We start from the raw sequence: 16,665 nt of genomic DNA, 5'->3' as shown, positions 1-16,665 counted from the left end.
AGACAACCTGGCTCGGCCGAAGTGCTCTGGAACTTTGCACCTGCATATGGAGCAGTGGCTGCGGGCATCACATCCGTTTTTACCGGTGATGGCGGGCATTATAATCCGGCAGTGTTGAAAGCGTACGGGCTCCCGCCACAAAGCTCAAGATATGATCTAAGTAATTATTTAAGCGACAGCATTGTAAATGAATTTGCCGCCAACGATAAAAGAAAATTACAGTGGCTGGAGTCAATGACCGTTTCAGGAAAGACTTATTATTTCCCTTTCAAATACAAGACAGATGTTTTTGGTTTGTCCACGGTACAGGAATATCCTGTTGTAATGAGGATGGGAGAAGTATTCCTGATCCGCGCAGAAGCCAGGATCCGGCAGGAGAAGATAGAAGACGGAATCGGTGATATCAATAAAGTTAGATTCCGTGCAAGTCTCGGTGATACCACTGCCTCCACAAAAGAAACTGCAATGGGGGTATTGGAGCGCGAAAAAAGACTGGAGCTTTTCACCGAATGGGGCCATCGCTGGTTTGACCTGAAACGGTGGCCTGGAAAGAATAATCCGGCAATCACACGCGCTGAAGAAGTGATGAGCGTTATCACACCTCTCAAAGGCGGCACCTGGGAAAAGAACTGGCTCTTACTGCCATTACCTCAAACCGATATTATCAACAATCCCTTTCTCAAGCAGAACGAGGGGTATCAGTAAATCACAATACATCAGGTATGAAAAGAATATTGCTGGCCATGCTGGCTACCAGTCCACTTCTGGTAGCAGCTCAGCAGGCGTTTACAATAAAAGGAAAATTTTCAGCTGTTACAAAAGCCACCATATTCCTGTATTACGAAAAGCAGCAACAGCATTTTTCTGATTCTGCAAAAACAACTGATGGAAGTTTCAATTTTACAGGCACTGTTGATCAGGCTGAGAAAGCCATGCTGGTGGTGAAGCTGGCAGGCCAGGCTTCCATCGATGGTGTAGAATTTTACCTGGAGCCGGGGAATATCAGCATCAAAGGACCGGATGTAAAAAAGGCGGTTATCACTGGTGGAAAAATACAGGATGACCTTAACCTGTTGTGGAAGCAGACAGCGCACCTGAAGTTTGAACAGGAAGATATTAATAGACAATCACTGAAATTATCTTCTCTGAAAGGCAAATACGTATTGCTGGATTTCTGGGCCAGCTGGTGCGGTCCCTGCCGCGCTGAAAATCCCAATGTATTGAAGGCCTATAATAAATTCAAAGACCGCCGGTTTGAAATCCTGGCTGTGTCGCTGGACAATAATAAAGAAAGATGGCTGTCCGCCATTAATCAGGATGGCATGCCATGGATCCATGTAAGTGATCTGAAAGGCTGGAAGAATGAAGTGGCTGTGCAGTATGATATCCGGTCAATTCCTCAGAATCTGCTGATCGGTCCTGATGGGGTTATCATTGCGAAGAACCTGCGGGGAGAAACGCTGGAAGAGAAGCTGAACGAGATATTCAGGTAATTTCAGGTTAAGGCATATATAGTCAGTAAACGGGAGTTCTGAAAAGGCTCCCGTTTTTTTAGCTGTATGCTTGAAAATGTCAATAATTCCTCTTTACTTCATGCTTCTTATGAAAACAATCACCATTTTACTTTTTGTCGCTATCCCTTGTTGCGTAATTGCCCAAAACCTTCCTGATACTGCTGCCTGGAAGAGTTTCAGTAAAGCCAAATATTCTATCAATTATCCTTCTGACTGGAAATTGGATACTTCAAAGTTGTTAGGCTCTGATGCATTTTTCTTTTCTCCGAAAGACAACGAGACTGATAAGTTCAGTGAAAATGTAAACATAATGGTGCAGGACCTGAAAGGAATGAGCATTAATCTTGATCGGTATGCTGAAATTTCCGAAGGGCAGATCAAAACCATTATTACTGATGGCCAGGTGCTGGAAAGCAAAAGGATTTCTGTAAATGGACAGGAATTTCACCGGCTGCACTACACTGGAAGGCAGGGAATATTTAGCCTGAAGACACTGCAGTATTATTTCATTTCGGATGAGAAGGCATTTGTGGTTACCCTGGTAACAGAAGCTGATAAGTATGAAAAATATGAAGAAACGGGCGTTAAAATAATGAACTCTTTCAAGCTGCAATAATACTATCTTATCAAGATGAAGCTGCCGGCAACAATGAGTGCTGCGCCGGTGACTGTTTTCCAGTCAACCGGCTCTTTGAGGATCAGCACTGATAACCCGATAGCAATAGCCACACTGAGTTTATCGATAGGGGCCACTTTGGATACGGGCCCCGTTTCAAGTGCTTTGAAATAAAAGATCCAGGAGAGCCCGGTGGCCACACCGGAAAACACCAGGAACATCAGATTCTGCTTGCTGAGTACTTTTATTTCTTTCCATTGTCCCATCGCCAGTACAATGCCCCAGGCAATGAACAGCACAACGGTGGTTCTGACAGCAGTGGCCAGGTTTCCACTGATACCCTTCAGTCCCATTTTAGCCAGTATGGCCGTAATACCGGCGAATACAGCTGAGAGAACGGCATAGTATTTCCACATCCCACAAAATTAGAATTTATAACTGTAGCCCAGCCGGAATACTGAACTAGAAGTATAAAGAGAATACGTGCTGATCAATATTGAATGAATATTCAATACGCCAGCCATACCTGCTGCTGATCTGTTTCACCAAAGCCAGTCCCAGTCCGGTTCCCGGTGTTTGCGTTGAACTGGTCCCGAATCGTTTGAACAACTGCTCCTGGTTCAATGGTGTTGTTCCTGCATTGGAGATCATAAGGCTGTTATTTCTCAATGTTGTGGTAATGGTGCCGTTAACGGGGCTATAGCGGATGGCATTGGTGAGCAGGTTATTCACCAGGATCTCAACGAGTAACTGATTGCCTTCAACAAAAACATTTTCAGTGATCTGCGTTTCCTGTACAAGGTATTTGTCTTCAGTGAAATTGGAGAAAACAGTTATCGCGTTTCGCAGCAATGCAGAAAGGTTGATCTGTTCTTTTTCCATGAACTGACTGTTCTCTATCTTGGTAAGCAGCAACAGGTTCTTATTGATACGGGCCACTCTGGCAGAGGCTTTCAGCGCATCTTCAATGATGTTATATTGTTCACTGGTCAGCGATTTGCTTTGCAGCAGCAGGTCCAGTTTGGACTGAATGATGGCCAGCGGTGTCTGCAGTTCATGAGAAGCATTGTCTGCGAATTCTTTTTGCTGGTTGTATGCTGCCACACTGCTGCCGATGAGTTTATCAAGGCTGTGGTTCAGCTCATCGAATTCATCGATGTCGGAGGCTTCAAAGCTTATTTTATTGTGCCTGTTCAGGTCAAAGGTTCTGATCTGCGCAAGGCTGTTGTAAAAAGGCTTCCACAGATCTTTGGAGATCCTCCTGTTCAGCAGGATAAATCCCGTCAGCATCAAGGCAAAGAATAAAACAGTCAGTGAGGTAAGGATGAGTATGATGAGATAGGAGTCCTCACGGTCGGCTTCTTTGGTGAGCACTATATTGTGCTCATCCAGTTCATACTGCCAGAGCCTGCTGAGTATGAAATAATATACAGGTATACTGCAGACCAGTACCAGCCCTGCATATACAGCAAGTCTTTGGAGCGACCGGTTAAGGAGTTTTGTCATATTTCCCATTTATACCCTGAGCCATAAAGGGTCTTTAGATATTTGTCGCAGCCCGCTTCCTGCAATTTCTTTTTCAGATTCTTGATATGTACGTACACGAAATCGTAATTGTCGAACATATCGGCAATTTCTCCTGAAAGGTGTTCTGCCAGTGCGCTCTTGGAGATCACTTTGTTCTTGTTGCTGATAAAATACAGGAGCAGGTCAAATTCTTTGCGGGTGAGGGAAACGGGCTGGTCATTTACGGTGACTGTTTTTCCAGGCAGGTTGATCTTAAGCTCATTCTGCTCAATGATGTTCACGTTACCGAATTGCTTGCGCCTGATGATCGAGTAAATGCGGACTGCCAGTTCTGAGAGGTGAAAGGGCTTTGTGAGATAGTCATCGGCGCCGATCTTCAATCCTTTTATTTTGTCTTCCAGCGAGTTCTTCGCGGAAATGATGATCACCCCATCCTGCTTATTTTCCTTTTTTATTTCTTCCAGGATCTTCAGGCCATCACCCCCGGGCAACATCAGATCCAGCACGATACAATCATAATCGAAAACATCTATTTTATCCATGGCTTCCCGGAAAGTGCCTGCAAATTCACAGAGGTAGTTCTCGTCAGACAGGTAAGCTCCGATGCTTTGTGCCAGGGTAGCCTCATCTTCAATGACCAAAATTTTCATTAGCAAATGTATTGATGGAATTCTGAGCAGATTCTGAACAGGAACATCTACTGCAATTTACGGATTTGAGCTACAGAATTTCTACAGAATTCCATGTCAGGTTTGTAATTCAACAATAATATTTCATGGCTAAGGGTGTTTTCCGCAGCAGGTTTTCCCTTGTTTGGATAGTGGCGGTTTTATTCGTAACCATTTCGGTTATAACGCGGATGGCGCTTTTGCTGAGCACGGGTCATTCGGGTGTTTCTTTTGCCCAGGGTATCACCTCTTTTGTTATCGGTTTGTTATTTGACCTGACCGTAGGAGCTATTGTGATTATCCCTTTTGTGCTGCAATTGTGGTTGCAGAATGACTTTATCTACCTGAAAAAGGTATTTCCATTTACCTGCATGTTTTTTGTTGGTGTGCTGGCGATGTTGCTGTTTACAGGCATTGTGCCGAAAGATTTTAGCCCTGAGTTGCATGACGCACTGGTTGGATATATCGCACTCCGGTTCATTATTTATTTAACGCTATATTTTCTGCCTTACCGTTTCCGGATCCAGTGGCGCAAGGCTGTACTGTATGCAGGATTTACTTTAGTGGTTTTTCTGTTGCTGCTGAATGCGGTGAGTGAATGGTTTTTCTGGCAGGAGTTTTCAACACGGTATAATTTTATTGCAGTGGATTACCTGGTGTACACCACGGAGGTGCTCGGTAATATTTCGGAGTCATATCCGCTTGGCCTGATATTGACCGTGCTGGTGCTCCTGGCAGTTCTGATAACTATAGGTGTAAGGCAGTATATCCGCAATAGCGTATTGCTCCCTTTATCTTTTTTGAAAAGGACTGTGTTATCGGTTGGCCTTCTTTTGCTCCCTGTGCTCATGCTCTATGTCATCAAAGAAAAATGGCGGCATTTCAGTAAGAATGAATACGCCAATTCGCTGGCGGGGAATGGCCTATATGAGTTTGCTGTTGCGTTTACGCAGAATGAGCTCGACTTCTTTAAATTTTACCAGACCATTCCTGACAGTAAGGCATTTGAAGTGCTTCGTCAACAATTGCAAACTCCCAATAGCCATTTCGTAAGTAATGATCCTTTTAGTATCGAGCGGGATATATCTTACAGTGAGCCTGAAAGGAAACTGAATGTGGTATTGATCAGTGTGGAAAGCCTGAGTGCTGATTTTATGAAGTTTTTTGGGAATACCCGGAATGTCACGCCATACCTGGATTCGCTGGCCGGTAAAAGTCTGTTCTTTACCAATCTGTATTCATCCGGAACAAGAACTGTAAGAGGATTGGAGGCCTTATCGCTTTCCATTCCGCCTACGCCTGGGCAGAGCATTGTGAAGCGGCCGGATAATGGCGGACTGTTTTCTTTGGGCAGTGTGTTGCGTAAGCAGGGATATATCACGCAATACCTGTATGGCGGATACAGTTACTTCGATAATATGAAAACTTTCTTCGGGAATAATGGATATGAGGTGATCGACAGATCCGCTATTCCTATGGGCCAACAACATTACCAGAATATCTGGGGTGTGGCTGATGAAGACCTGTTCACACTGGCCTTGCATGTGCTGGATTCCAACAGCGCAAATGGAAAGCCATTCTTCAGTCATATCATGACCGTGAGTAACCACCGGCCCTACACTTATCCCGAAGGCCGGATAGATATTCCTCCATCCAGCCAGATCAGGGAAGGAGCAGTAAAATATACAGACTATTCCATCAATAAATTTCTGCAGGAAGCCAGTACAAAGAAGTGGTTCGACAGTACCATTTTTGTGATAGTGGCAGATCATTGTGCAGGCAGTGCGGGAAGTGTTGAATTACCGGTGACAGGTTATCATATCCCAATGCTGATCTATGCTCCCCGGATATTACAACCGCAGCAGGTCAATTCATTGACAGCACAGATCGATGTTGGGCCTACTATCCTCGGTTTGCTGAAGCTGACATACCGGTCAAAATTCTTTGGGCAGGATGTGCTGAATACTCCTCCGGAGAAACAACGTGCCTTTATCAGTACTTACCAGGGATTGGGTTATCTGCGGAATGGAAAACTGGTGATTCAATCACCTGTTAAACAGATCAGGCAATACACGCCTGATTATTCCACCGGTAATGCCAGTGTGGAGAAACCAACCGACTCATTGGTGAATCAGGCTATTGCATATTACCAGACCATCAGCTGGTTACTTAAACAACACAAACAAACTGAATGAGCTAAAACTCTACCTGCACTTTATTGATTAAAAAAAGAGACATTTCATGAAAGTATCCGTGGGTTTATTGCTCATGCTGTTGATGGCAACAGTTGTTGCCAATGCTCAGGATCCAGGTTCAGATACAAATACACTCAGATTGCCGAATGACAGCATTACACTGAAATTGGATAACAGCCTGCCTGCCCCTACAAGAGTTTTTCCTGTCCGTAAACTGATCCTGCCGGGTGTTCTCATTGCTTATGGCGCTACCAGTATCGGCAATGAAGAGTTGAAGAACTTAAATAAAGAAGTAAAGGAAGAATTGTGGACGGAGCGGGATCACAAAAGATTGAAAATAGATAATTACCTGCAATGGGCACCGGCAGCAGCGGTGTACGGTCTGAATGCACTTGGCATCAAGGGAGAGCACAATTTCGGGGACCGTACTATCATTTATGGGCTGAGCTCCGCCATTATGAGCTCCGCGGTATTTGTGACTAAAAAGTTCAGCAGCCAGGTAAGGCCCGATGGTTCCAATAATTTTTCATTTCCCTCCGGGCATACAGCCAATGCATTTGCAGGCGCCGAGTTCCTTCGACTGGAATATAAAAATGTTTCTCCCTGGTATGGGGTAGCGGGTTACGCAGTGGCATTCACTACCGGGTATCTCCGGATGTACAATAATAAACACTGGCTGAGTGATGTGGTGGCGGGCGCTGGTATCGGCATCCTGTCTACCGACCTTGCTTATTACCTGTATCCCACCGTGAAAAGGATCTTTGTAAAGGACAGCGATAAAAGGAGCGCTACCATTGCGGCTCCTTTTTATAACCAGGGTGTGGTGGGATTGTCTCTTGTTCACCAGTTCTAATCGCTTAGCCGTTGATGTTTTTCTGTGGCGGGAAGCAAGCAATGGCCAGAACACAGGTTCCGGATCAGTGCAAATGCGAGCGCCGGGAACCTGAATAAAAAAGGGGTAGACCATACAAGGTCAACCCCTCCAGATACATCTGATAACTGATTTATTTCGGAACGCTGAACAGTCTTACCGCCCTGAGGTCAACAGTACCGGGAGTAATAAAATAAGAACAAACACGTCCCTTCACACCATTCTGAGGAATGAGCCAGCTATCTTCAGAGCTCTTGCTCATATATTGATCGTCGTTGAAAGCCCATACATCCGTGGTGCCTGCTTTGGTGAAATAGATATCGTAATTGGCATTGGGATTATTGAAGCCTTCATGCCCGTTATAATCTGCATAAACCCAGGTAGAGGGAGTAATATTCTTAGCCAGGTACACGATTTGCCCTTCATTGTTCTGCATGTAAACATCTATCGGGTCGTTGCTGGCCGGATAATGGATATAGAATCCGATTTTGTTGGTAGCAGGGTCAGCCGCTGGTGGTTTCAATTCCAGCTGCTTGCCATTGAGCAATACAAACTGGTAGAAGCGCTCGATCTCACTGGTGTTCAGCGTTACCTGCTGCTGAAAAACCTCCTTGCCTGAATTTGCATCTTTGATACTGAGCGAAACTTCGTTTGTAGCTGATGGATAAACAAACACTTTACTGAAGTCCACTTCCGTATTGGCAGCTACTTTAAAATCCCGGTACACAACAGTGTCAATGGAAATTTCCAGTGGTGAGCTGCTTACGTTGAAGCCTTTGATCTGGATATTGATGGCTTTGGAAACATCAGCGTTTTTATTGCAGGCGCTGAGACCGGCCAGCAGGAGGGAGTATAATCCCAATTGTTGTATTTTTTTGATGATCTTTTTCATGGGGTTGTTTTATTGGTCCACTCTGGTATAAAATCTCATGATATTACCTGAAAGTTGTTCATTGAAAATGTACATTTTGGAAGATGCCGTACCGGCAGGAGGTTTGGGAGCGGTTGAGTTAATGGGATGCCAGGTGTATTCCGTTCCATCGATGTATGGGATATTGGTACCCGCTTTGAATATGCGGACAACAAATGAAACGGTGGTCATTACACCATTGTATTCCTGCCTTGCAGTAGAGAAGGTGGGGAAAACGGCCGGTTCGCTGAACTCGTAAGGTTTCAGGCTTTTTATCCTTGTTATTTCCTCAAATACCTGTGGTGTGGCAAAGTATTTTCCGAAGCAGATATCTACCGGCTCACTGTAATTGGTGATCTGAGGTATGAACATATACATGATCTTGATCTTCTCCGGTTCTGTGACGGGTTTATCGGGCCATGCGCTTACTTTTCCATCCATATACAGGAAGTTCACCTGTGCGGGACCGTCTTCTTTTTTCAGTTCTTTTTCCAGTACCAGTTTTCCGGAGCTCTTTTCAGTAACGGATAGCCTTACTGAGTTTTTCTGATTATCATAAAATGTATAGGCAGAAGAGAGTTGAAATGGATTGGAAGCTGCCAGTTCATGCGGATACCTTGAGGTGTCCAGTCTTATTTCCAGGGCTTCTGTGCTTCCATTATACCCTTTTAAGGCTATAGCAAGATTATCCGTTTTGTAGAAGTAATCGTTCATTCCTTTATTACAGGCCGACAGCAGCATGATGGCTGTGCTCAGGAAGGCCGGTATTAGTTTGTAATGTTTCATGATATGCTTGATTTAGCAGAACAATTTTTAAAGATTGTAGGATACGGTCAGACTGAAAGAGGAACCAACCTTGCGGGTGAGGGTATTGATATCGCCGATGCGTCTTTGTAGTTTCCCATCAGGATCAACTTCAAAGGTGCCTGCCTCGTATTTGTTGGAGAAACCTTCTTTCCATTCGTATACATCGGACCATTCTCTCATGGTCATGATATCTGCTCCGGGTTTCGTTTGAAAGGTTTGCTGTGAGTTGATGAAAAAGCGATAAGGGCTGTTGGTGAGGTTGCTTATGTTCAGCCTGGCTTCTATTTTCCTGTTCCTGGTGAACTTGTAGCTTATCTGGGCATCCATCTGGTTACGGGGGCGCTCAAACTCCGAGAAGTCGGGGCGCATACCTACAGTGAATGTTTTATAACCCGAATGATTGAACGCAATATTCATTCCCAGCCGGTCACCAGTGTATTGCAGTCCGAAATTGTACAATACGGGCACCTGTCCGTAAAGCGGACGTTTTTCTCTCAGCAATGTTTTATAACGGTATGCATAAGAAACTCCATTGTTATCCTTGCCGCCACCTACAGTTCCGTAGCGGAAAGCGCTGGCCTGTACCTCTGAACGTTGCAGGGTAAGATTGCTGCTGAACCAAAGGTCTTCCAGGAACCTGGTGCTTTTGCTGATAAAGCCCAGGTTCTTGCGCAGGTCAAATTCAAGGCCGTCAACATCTGCATATTCGGAGTTGGCAGTCAGTAATTCAACGGCGCCACTGGTGGTGGTAATATCCATATACATTTCCACCGGGTTCTTGAAATGCTTTCTGAAATAACCGGCAGAGATCACTTCCCCTGAGCCTGGATACCATTCCATCCTGAAGTCATAGTGATTGATGATGGTAGATACTACGCCTGTGTTGCGTTGCAGCCTGCCATAGAGATAATTGAAGCGGGCAAAGCTGGAGTTCTCTATCAGGGAAGGCCTGATAGCTGATTTTGCTGCCGATAAGCGGATATTGAAATTCTTAAGCGGGGTAATGGTAAGGTTGGCCGATGGCATGTACTGCCATTTCTTTTCTTCTGCACTGGCATCGATGGTCTGGTGTACCAGGTTGCCTGTAACCGGGTCTATATATTTTTGTTTGTCGAGGTTCTGCAGGAGACTTTGCGCAATTCTCTCTGCTGCTGCATCCTTGATTTTTTCGTATTTATAATATTCAGCCCTGAAGCCCCATACCAGGCGCAACCAGCTGGTGAAGCGGTTGTCCATCATGGCAAATAAAGCCTGGTTGTTGTTCTTTCCTGAATAGTTGTTGGCGCTGAAGTCGGCAGGATAATAGTAAGGATCGTTCAGTGGGTTGGCAAAATCCATTTTCCAGAACTGGATCTGCTGATAGCTGTAGGTGGAGCTTAAGCCGTTGGCAACTCCGATGGGGAGGATATTCCAGAAGTAGTCTCCTTTTTTATTCAGGTATTGATAACCTGCTTTTACGGTCTGGGCCAGCTTACCGGTATTCATTTTGTAGCTGAGGGAAGCATCTGCCAGGTAATTGGTCTCTTCATATTTATATTCTGAGCGGTTCAGTGGACCAACGCCAGGCTGCGTGGTGAGGGCTGGGGAGTAGTTATAGAATTTTCCATTCACTGTGGTGTTTGGGCCCAGCCAGGCTTCTGTTGCATCCTGCTCATGGTTGGTGACTTTGTTGCGGGCTGCACTCCACTCGAATTTGAAATTACCGAAGCTATGTTCTCCATTGATCCTGTTCTGCAGGAGATCGATGAATTTAGGACGATCATATTCACGGATTGCAGAATCTGATCCAAATCCAAGGTCTTCGCCCCATCCGGCAACGCGGAAGAACTGGTTGGCAAAAACCCTCGAGTAAAAATTACGCGCTGTGATCTTATGGTTTTTGCTGCTCCATCCAACATTCAGAAGTGCTCCCCAGGTGGTAGTGAAATTATATTGTTTGGCGAGGTTCTGATCAACTGGTTTTCCTGTTTCAACGGAATATTTTGTAGCGTTCAGCCTGTTGAACTGGCCACGCTCGAATTCAATCATGTCATCGATAGACTGTTCATTGCGGTAGCTTACGCTACCAACAAATCCGAACCTGTTTTTACCCACATTGTAGTTGCGGCCCAGGCTGAACTGGTAGTTCTGTCCGGGTGCTGCACTGTAAGTGCGGGTTCCCAGTCTTTCCAGTCCACCGATCTTTTTGTTCTGTGCAGCGATCATTTCAACAGTGATCTTCTGAACACCTGCAGGTGGCTGGTAATTGTATGGATCAGTGGGTTTGTAGTTCTGCAGATCGAAGATGTGCAATTCTTTGGGGAAGTGGTTCCTGCTACCGTCATCAAATCCCAGGTAGTCGCTCCTGCCGCGGCCGTATCCCAGAAAGTCCTTTCCGGTACTTCCTTTCACGTATTTTGCGCCAGCGCTGAAAGTAGTGAAGTTATTATTGGGAATGCCCATGGTATTGATCTGCACCAGGCCGCCACCAAAGCCGAAGCTCATATCGGGCGTAGCTGTTTTGCTTACTATCACGTTATCTACCAGGTTGCTGGGAATGATATCGAATTCAAAGTCGCGCACCTGCACGTCTGTGCTGGGGAGGGTTGCGCCATCCATCATGGCTACATTGTAGCGTTCTGCGATACCACGAACCACCACGCGGCGGTTATCGTTGGTGCTTACGCCTGAAATACGTTTCAGGGTTTCGCCGATGCTTTTATCCGGGAGAGCGGAGATCTGTTCGCGGCTGATGCCATTGCTGATACCTGCTTCATTTTTCTGGCGGGTGTACAATGCAGCCGTGCTTTCCCTGCGAACGGAGGAACGGACGGTAACACCTTCGAGCGTATTCTTTTCTCTTTTCAGGGTAATGTTCAATTCAAAATTATGGTTGTCTTTCAGCTCAACATCCGTAATAATCTTTTTACCATATCCGATGCTGGATATTTCCGCTTCATATTTCCCGGCAGGGAGTGTGAGGGTGAAATTTCCATCTGCATCGCTGGTTACGCCTTTGTTTCCGATGCGGATGGATACGTCCGGAATGGGTTGGCCCGTTTCTTCATCCAGCAACTTTCCGGAAATGCGGCCGGGCTCTCTCTTTGGGGCGGATGCAGGTTTGTCGTTTCCTTTTTTAACGAACCAGGCTATGCCTCTTTTTTCAATCACAAAACCGTTGTGCGAAAGCAATTCCTGCAGAATCTGTTCAACAGTTTTGTTGTTATGAAGAGATGACGGTACCGATACGCCCTGCATCTCCTCTTTGGTGTAGGCGATGCTGCTACCGGTGGATTTCCTTAATTTGATCAATGCCTGTTCAAGACTGCCGGCTTCGATCTGAATGCTGAATCGGGCATCCTGTGCAAGGGCGATGCCGGGCATCAGTACAAATAACAGGGCTGTCAGGATAAATAATCGCCTGAGGGGTTGTTGCAACCATCTTGGTAACATAAATTTGCTTTGCTTTTTGTTGTTTTAAACAATGAAAGAATGGCATCGGCCCTGTTACAGCAGGGCTTTTGCTTTGGATAGGATTACTGGATTTCGATTGTTGTAGTGTTTGTTTCCCTGAAGCTGCATCCTGCGAAAGAGCAGAATACTCCGAGAATATCTTTGGCTGTTTGTCTTTTGTTGAAGTTCACGCTGACGCCGGTTTGCAGCAGTGCTGTATTCTTCCGGCTTGTTACAGTAATTCCATAGTGGTTTTGTAAGAGGATGGCGAGGTCGCTGAAGCGGAGGTTTTCATAGTCCCATTCTCCGCGGGTCCAGCCGGTTACACTTTCCGTATGTACATCATGGGAAATGGTAAATGAGCGTGTGTCTTTTTTATAGCGGATGGCTTCAGATCTGGTAAGCGTGTCGAGGGTTTGGTTCAGCCTGTTTACGGCTACCACGCCGGAAACAACGGTGATGCGGGTTTCCTGATTTTTATCATAGCTCTGGATATTGAAGCGGGTGCCGAGGACGGTGGTAGCGAGACTATCATTCGTATTTACTGTGAACGGATGTTTTTTATCATGAGTTACTATAAAAAGGGCTTCTCCATGTAAACGGATCTGCCGGTGTGTAGCGAAGTCGGGATGGTATTCCAGTTTGGAGTTGGCATTGAGCGTTATTTCAGAATTGTCTGGTAAGCGATAATGTTTTACCTCGCCTTTGCCGGTTTGAAGGATCTGGTAGGCAAGCTGAGTTTCATTATTGGAGAAATGAGGTCTGAAGATGCCGGTCTTCCAGGCGGCGAGGCCTGCTGTGGAAAGCACGGCCATCCATACGGCTGCTGCGCGCCAGCCGGAAAACAATATGCGTAATTTGTTGCTGCGTAGCGGCTTCCGGGAGTCCTGTGATGCATGAATCTTTTCCAGCAAATGCATCCTGTCCGTTTCACTGAGCCACAGGTCGTTCTTAGTGATGTCTCCACCTTTTTCGAACCAGAGTTCCATAATGGTTTTCTCCTGCGGTGTGCAGTTGCCTTCTAGAAATTTTTCCACTAATTCGCTGAAGCGTTGCGCTGTTTTCATAATTGCTAAAGGTGTTTTCAACCTCCCTCAACAGAATAGTGCAGAAAGAAGTAAAGTCAACTACTTTGAAAAGGCGGCTTAATGATTTGGTAACATAGAGCTGATCAGGGAAGCGCGGAAAATAAAACGGAGGCCAACCTGTAAACCACTGCGTACAGGCGTTTGCGCACTTTGGAAAGATGATTCCGGACGGTCTGGGGAGCAAGTTGCAGCTGATCGGCGATGGCAGTTACACTCATTCCTTCTTCGGTATTCAGCAGGTAAACTTTTTTCATCTGCTCGGGCAGGTCTTCGATAGCAGTGGTCACTGAGCTGTTGATGGAACGGATCATGGCGTCACTGTGCTCTTCCGGCAAAGAATATTTTTCGAGTAATTCCTGGAAGAGGTAGAGGCTTTCCGGACGGGTGCTGCTGGTTTTGATGAAGCGGAGAACTTTATATCGGGTAGTGCTGTACAGATAATTGAAGAGAGAAGAGTGGATGGTGATCTCGTTTCTCTTTTCCCAGATCTCCAGGAAAACTTCCTGAACGATGTCTTCCGCATCGGAGCGGCTGGGGATATGTTTGTAAGCCAGTGCAAACAGTTGAGATACGTACAGATGATACACGCGGTCGAAGGCAACACGGTTGCCCTGCCTGATCAGTTGCCATTCCGCGATGCCGTTTTCTACGTTATGATTCATAACTGCTGCTCTTCACCATTGGGGTAAGAGTTACGGAACAATGGTTGAAACGGTGCGAAGTTAGTTGGGCAGTATTATGTGAAAGTTAAGGGAGCGTATACAATTTTGTATTTATAATTGAGTAGGATATTTACTGTAGTAAGCAGACTTTGCGGCCAGTGTAGTGATTATGGGCAGCTGGCAAAAACTGACGCGAATGCCGTTATTGCGGCATGATGTAGTTGACCTACTACATAAACTTAGAAGTAGTCTTACATGGATTATATCTTTTTTGTAATTATTTGCTTAGTAATTCAAATAGGACGGTAATGAAGCATTTCGTCCCCCCTTTTCATTCGTACATCCTGTGTTTCGACACATCATTTTACTGATTGCTTTCCGCTGATGGGTATCCAAAATAGCCATCACAGGTATCTTATATCCTCTAAAAAATATAATAAGTCCAAAAAATGAAACAACACTACCCGCGAACGGGGCTATTGCTGTGGAAGCAAAAGCTCCTGATCATTCCTTTCTTCTTATCTGTTTTATTTGCAACGAAAACTTACGGTCAGGCTTATGTGAACTATAGCAGGCAATTTACCAGTGCCGGTGCCGATGTTGCTACAGGCCTTGCCACAGATGATGCCGGCAATGGCTATATGTTGGCATCGTTTGCCGCTGTTCCTGTATCTTTTGCGCCCACTATTGCAGGTACACCGAATGCTACCGGCAACAAACAGATACTCTTTAAGTTCTCCGCCAACGGCGGCATTGTATGGAGCCGTTACATGACAACCTCCACTGGTCAGCCGCTGGCTTTATCCAAAGTTGTTTATGAAAATGGCAAGCTCTTTGGTATTGCTTCTACTTCTATAACTAATCTGCCTACTACTGATGGCAGTACATATCACGGAGGTACATCTGACATTATCTATCAGGTGCTGGATGCCAATACGGGTGCTACTCAAACCCTTTCTTACCAGGGTGGGTCCGGTCAGGATCAAAGCGGACTGGACATCGTAGCCGAAAATGGTTTTGCTTACCTTTTATATGTTACCAATTCTCCTGATATACCTGTTACCACAGGTCCTGCTTTCAATGTTCAATATGATCTGGCTATTACTAAACTGACCGCCAGTGGCGCTACTGTGTACAGTACCTATGCAGGTAACGTATCTGCTTCTGCAGCTGTTGCATCCAACAATATGCTGGCAGTACAGAATGGTATAGTTGCCATGGCCACAAACGTAACAGCCGTCAATAATTTCCAGGTGACTACAGGAAACGGCTATGTTGGCGGTAATGACTGGGGCGTTGTGAAATTGAATGCTGATGGTAGTACTTCTTTCAGAACGATCATTGGCGGATCATTGAATGAAGGATCTCCAAGTGTTGTTGTAAACAATGGAGAAGTGTTTGTAGGTGGCTTAACGCTGTCTACGAATTTCCCCACCACTGATGGCAGCGCCTCCACCGGTGGAGTAAGATGGCATACCATAACCAAACTCAATAATGCAGGAGCGGTTGTGTTCAGCAAAATCGTAGCTGGCTTACATCATACCACGGATGCCGTTGTTTCCCCCATCAAATTCAATTCCGGTTCTGTCTGGTTGCATGGTTCTGACTTCAGTGGGCAGGCTACAGTGAATGAAACCGATGGCTCAACAGGAGGAGTTTATATCATACGCATGAATCCTGCAAATGGACAATATGTGTATGCTACCTGTTTTGGAGGTATCAGGAGCCTTGCCGCCAACGGACTCGGCTTTGATGTATTGGAAGGCAGGGCAATTTCCATGACTTCCACACTTAATATAGTCACTCATGTTACCACTGATGGTACTACCCGGCTAACAAATGGCGGTAACTACCTGGCGGTGTATTCTCCTGAAGGGAAATTAACTTATGGCACTTACAGGCTGACGGGGCAGGGGACTTCGGTTGCGCAAACGTTTTTGTCTGCTTCCAACAACAGGATCTACACTGCAGGAGTTAACCAGAATACCGGTACTAATCACATACCTGTTACTGAGCCTATCCTCGGAACTCCCAATAACGCCGAGGTACAAATGGTCAGCTTTGCGTTATGCCCCGCCTTGCCTACGCAGAATGATCTTGCTCCTTTAAGCCAGACAATTTGTGGTGGCGGCTTTACGCAGGCCATTACAGGAAACAAAGTTTCTGTGCCTTCATCCGCCATGCCTACATTGACCCGGCTTGCTGTAAATATTACTCAACCAGAGATCAATGCCAGGTATCAGTGGCAGACCTCCACTTCAGCTTCGGGTCCCTGGACCAATATTGCCGGTGCTGCAGGAAATTTGAAAGATTACTCGCCTCCTTCATTGGCTGAAACGCGCTACTACCGCAGGCTTGCATTACCTCCCGCCGGT

Annotated in this window: 14 protein-coding genes; 6 read left to right on the top strand and 8 right to left on the bottom strand. The window is 45.7% G+C overall.

What is annotated here, in order from left to right; translation table 11 throughout:
• The 3 genes from ACTHMC_RS02030 to ACTHMC_RS02020 form a co-directional block, all read left to right on the top strand.
• On the top strand, positions 1 to 705 hold a 705-nt coding region (locus ACTHMC_RS02030), incomplete at its 5' end, for a RagB/SusD family nutrient uptake outer membrane protein (protein WP_440410380.1).
• Positions 706 to 722: 17 nt separating this feature from the next.
• Entirely contained in the window at positions 723 to 1,493 is a 771-nt protein-coding gene (locus ACTHMC_RS02025; protein WP_440410379.1) for a thioredoxin-like domain-containing protein, read from the top strand.
• Between the two features lie 109 nt (positions 1,494 to 1,602).
• A complete protein-coding gene (locus tag ACTHMC_RS02020; protein ID WP_440410377.1) occupies positions 1,603 to 2,130 on the top strand; it encodes a PsbP-related protein in 528 nt (175 codons plus the stop codon).
• A gap of 2 nt (positions 2,131 to 2,132) precedes the next feature.
• Here ACTHMC_RS02020 and ACTHMC_RS02015 read toward each other — a convergent pair whose 3' ends face one another.
• Genes ACTHMC_RS02015 through ACTHMC_RS02005 form a run of 3 tightly spaced genes read right to left on the bottom strand, consistent with a single transcriptional unit; the run spans position 2,133 to position 4,307 of the window.
• Complete coding sequence (locus tag ACTHMC_RS02015; RefSeq protein WP_440410375.1) at positions 2,133 to 2,546, bottom strand: EamA family transporter; 414 nt, start codon at positions 2,544 to 2,546, stop codon at positions 2,133 to 2,135.
• 46 nt (positions 2,547 to 2,592) lie between these two features.
• Positions 2,593 to 3,636 (bottom strand): type IX secretion system histidine kinase PorY, encoded by a 1,044-nt coding sequence (locus ACTHMC_RS02010; RefSeq protein ID WP_440410373.1) that lies wholly within the window; start codon positions 3,634 to 3,636, stop codon positions 2,593 to 2,595.
• Positions 3,633 to 4,307 (bottom strand): response regulator transcription factor, encoded by a 675-nt coding sequence (locus ACTHMC_RS02005; RefSeq protein ID WP_440410371.1) that lies wholly within the window; start codon positions 4,305 to 4,307, stop codon positions 3,633 to 3,635. The genes ACTHMC_RS02010 and ACTHMC_RS02005 overlap by 4 nt, the downstream gene beginning before the upstream one ends.
• Before the next feature lie 125 nt (positions 4,308 to 4,432).
• Here ACTHMC_RS02005 and ACTHMC_RS02000 point away from each other — a divergent pair, with 125 nt between their 5' ends.
• Both ACTHMC_RS02000 and ACTHMC_RS01995 read left to right on the top strand, forming a co-directional pair.
• Complete coding sequence (locus ACTHMC_RS02000) at positions 4,433 to 6,520, top strand: LTA synthase family protein (RefSeq protein WP_440410369.1); 2,088 nt, start codon at positions 4,433 to 4,435, stop codon at positions 6,518 to 6,520.
• 46 nt (positions 6,521 to 6,566) lie between these two features.
• Positions 6,567 to 7,373 (top strand): phosphatase PAP2 family protein, encoded by an 807-nt coding sequence (locus ACTHMC_RS01995; RefSeq protein ID WP_440410367.1) that lies wholly within the window; start codon positions 6,567 to 6,569, stop codon positions 7,371 to 7,373.
• A gap of 151 nt (positions 7,374 to 7,524) precedes the next feature.
• Here ACTHMC_RS01995 and ACTHMC_RS01990 read toward each other — a convergent pair whose 3' ends face one another.
• The 5 genes from ACTHMC_RS01990 to ACTHMC_RS01970 all read right to left on the bottom strand — a co-directional run bounded on the left by ACTHMC_RS01990 (position 7,525) and on the right by ACTHMC_RS01970 (position 14,290).
• Entirely contained in the window at positions 7,525 to 8,283 is a 759-nt protein-coding gene (locus ACTHMC_RS01990) for a hypothetical protein (RefSeq protein ID WP_440410366.1), read from the bottom strand.
• A 9-nt stretch (positions 8,284 to 8,292) separates the two neighbouring features.
• Complete coding sequence (locus ACTHMC_RS01985; protein ID WP_440410364.1) at positions 8,293 to 9,087, bottom strand: hypothetical protein; 795 nt, start codon at positions 9,085 to 9,087, stop codon at positions 8,293 to 8,295.
• A gap of 27 nt (positions 9,088 to 9,114) precedes the next feature.
• Positions 9,115 to 12,540 (bottom strand): carboxypeptidase-like regulatory domain-containing protein, encoded by a 3,426-nt coding sequence (locus ACTHMC_RS01980; RefSeq protein ID WP_440410362.1) that lies wholly within the window; start codon positions 12,538 to 12,540, stop codon positions 9,115 to 9,117.
• An 83-nt stretch (positions 12,541 to 12,623) separates the two neighbouring features.
• Positions 12,624 to 13,607 carry a FecR family protein gene (locus ACTHMC_RS01975; protein ID WP_440410361.1) on the bottom strand — a complete coding sequence of 328 codons (984 nt, stop codon included), beginning with the start codon at positions 13,605 to 13,607 and terminating at the stop codon, positions 12,624 to 12,626.
• 104 nt (positions 13,608 to 13,711) lie between these two features.
• On the bottom strand, positions 13,712 to 14,290 hold the full coding sequence (locus ACTHMC_RS01970; protein WP_440410359.1) for an RNA polymerase sigma factor: 579 nt from the start codon (positions 14,288 to 14,290) through the stop codon (positions 13,712 to 13,714).
• 449 nt (positions 14,291 to 14,739) lie between these two features.
• On the opposite strand from ACTHMC_RS01970, the gene ACTHMC_RS01965 reads away from it, so the two are divergent.
• A partial coding sequence (locus tag ACTHMC_RS01965) for a hypothetical protein (protein ID WP_440410357.1) occupies positions 14,740 to 16,665 on the top strand: 1,926 nt, incomplete at its 3' end.

It is taken from the genome of Pseudobacter sp. (assembly GCF_051955275.1).
Classification (GTDB): domain Bacteria; phylum Bacteroidota; class Bacteroidia; order Chitinophagales; family Chitinophagaceae; genus Pseudobacter.
Note: the sequence above shows the minus strand (reverse complement) of the source record. Positions and strands in the feature narration are given on the sequence as shown.

Coding starts and splice junctions, on each gene's coding strand:
- ACTHMC_RS01995 (WP_440410367.1), top strand. CDS start 6,567: ATGAAAGTATCCGTGGGTTTATTGCTCATGCTGTTGATGGCAACAGTT.
- ACTHMC_RS01970 (WP_440410359.1), bottom strand. CDS start 14,290: ATGAATCATAACGTAGAAAACGGCATCGCGGAATGGCAACTGATCAGG.
- ACTHMC_RS01975 (WP_440410361.1), bottom strand. CDS start 13,607: ATGAAAACAGCGCAACGCTTCAGCGAATTAGTGGAAAAATTTCTAGAA.
- ACTHMC_RS02025 (WP_440410379.1), top strand. CDS start 723: ATGAAAAGAATATTGCTGGCCATGCTGGCTACCAGTCCACTTCTGGTA.
- ACTHMC_RS02015 (WP_440410375.1), bottom strand. CDS start 2,546: ATGTGGAAATACTATGCCGTTCTCTCAGCTGTATTCGCCGGTATTACG.
- ACTHMC_RS02010 (WP_440410373.1), bottom strand. CDS start 3,636: ATGACAAAACTCCTTAACCGGTCGCTCCAAAGACTTGCTGTATATGCA.
- ACTHMC_RS02020 (WP_440410377.1), top strand. CDS start 1,603: ATGAAAACAATCACCATTTTACTTTTTGTCGCTATCCCTTGTTGCGTA.
- ACTHMC_RS01985 (WP_440410364.1), bottom strand. CDS start 9,087: ATGAAACATTACAAACTAATACCGGCCTTCCTGAGCACAGCCATCATG.
- ACTHMC_RS01990 (WP_440410366.1), bottom strand. CDS start 8,283: ATGAAAAAGATCATCAAAAAAATACAACAATTGGGATTATACTCCCTC.
- ACTHMC_RS01980 (WP_440410362.1), bottom strand. CDS start 12,540: ATGTTACCAAGATGGTTGCAACAACCCCTCAGGCGATTATTTATCCTG.
- ACTHMC_RS02000 (WP_440410369.1), top strand. CDS start 4,433: ATGGCTAAGGGTGTTTTCCGCAGCAGGTTTTCCCTTGTTTGGATAGTG.
- ACTHMC_RS02005 (WP_440410371.1), bottom strand. CDS start 4,307: ATGAAAATTTTGGTCATTGAAGATGAGGCTACCCTGGCACAAAGCATC.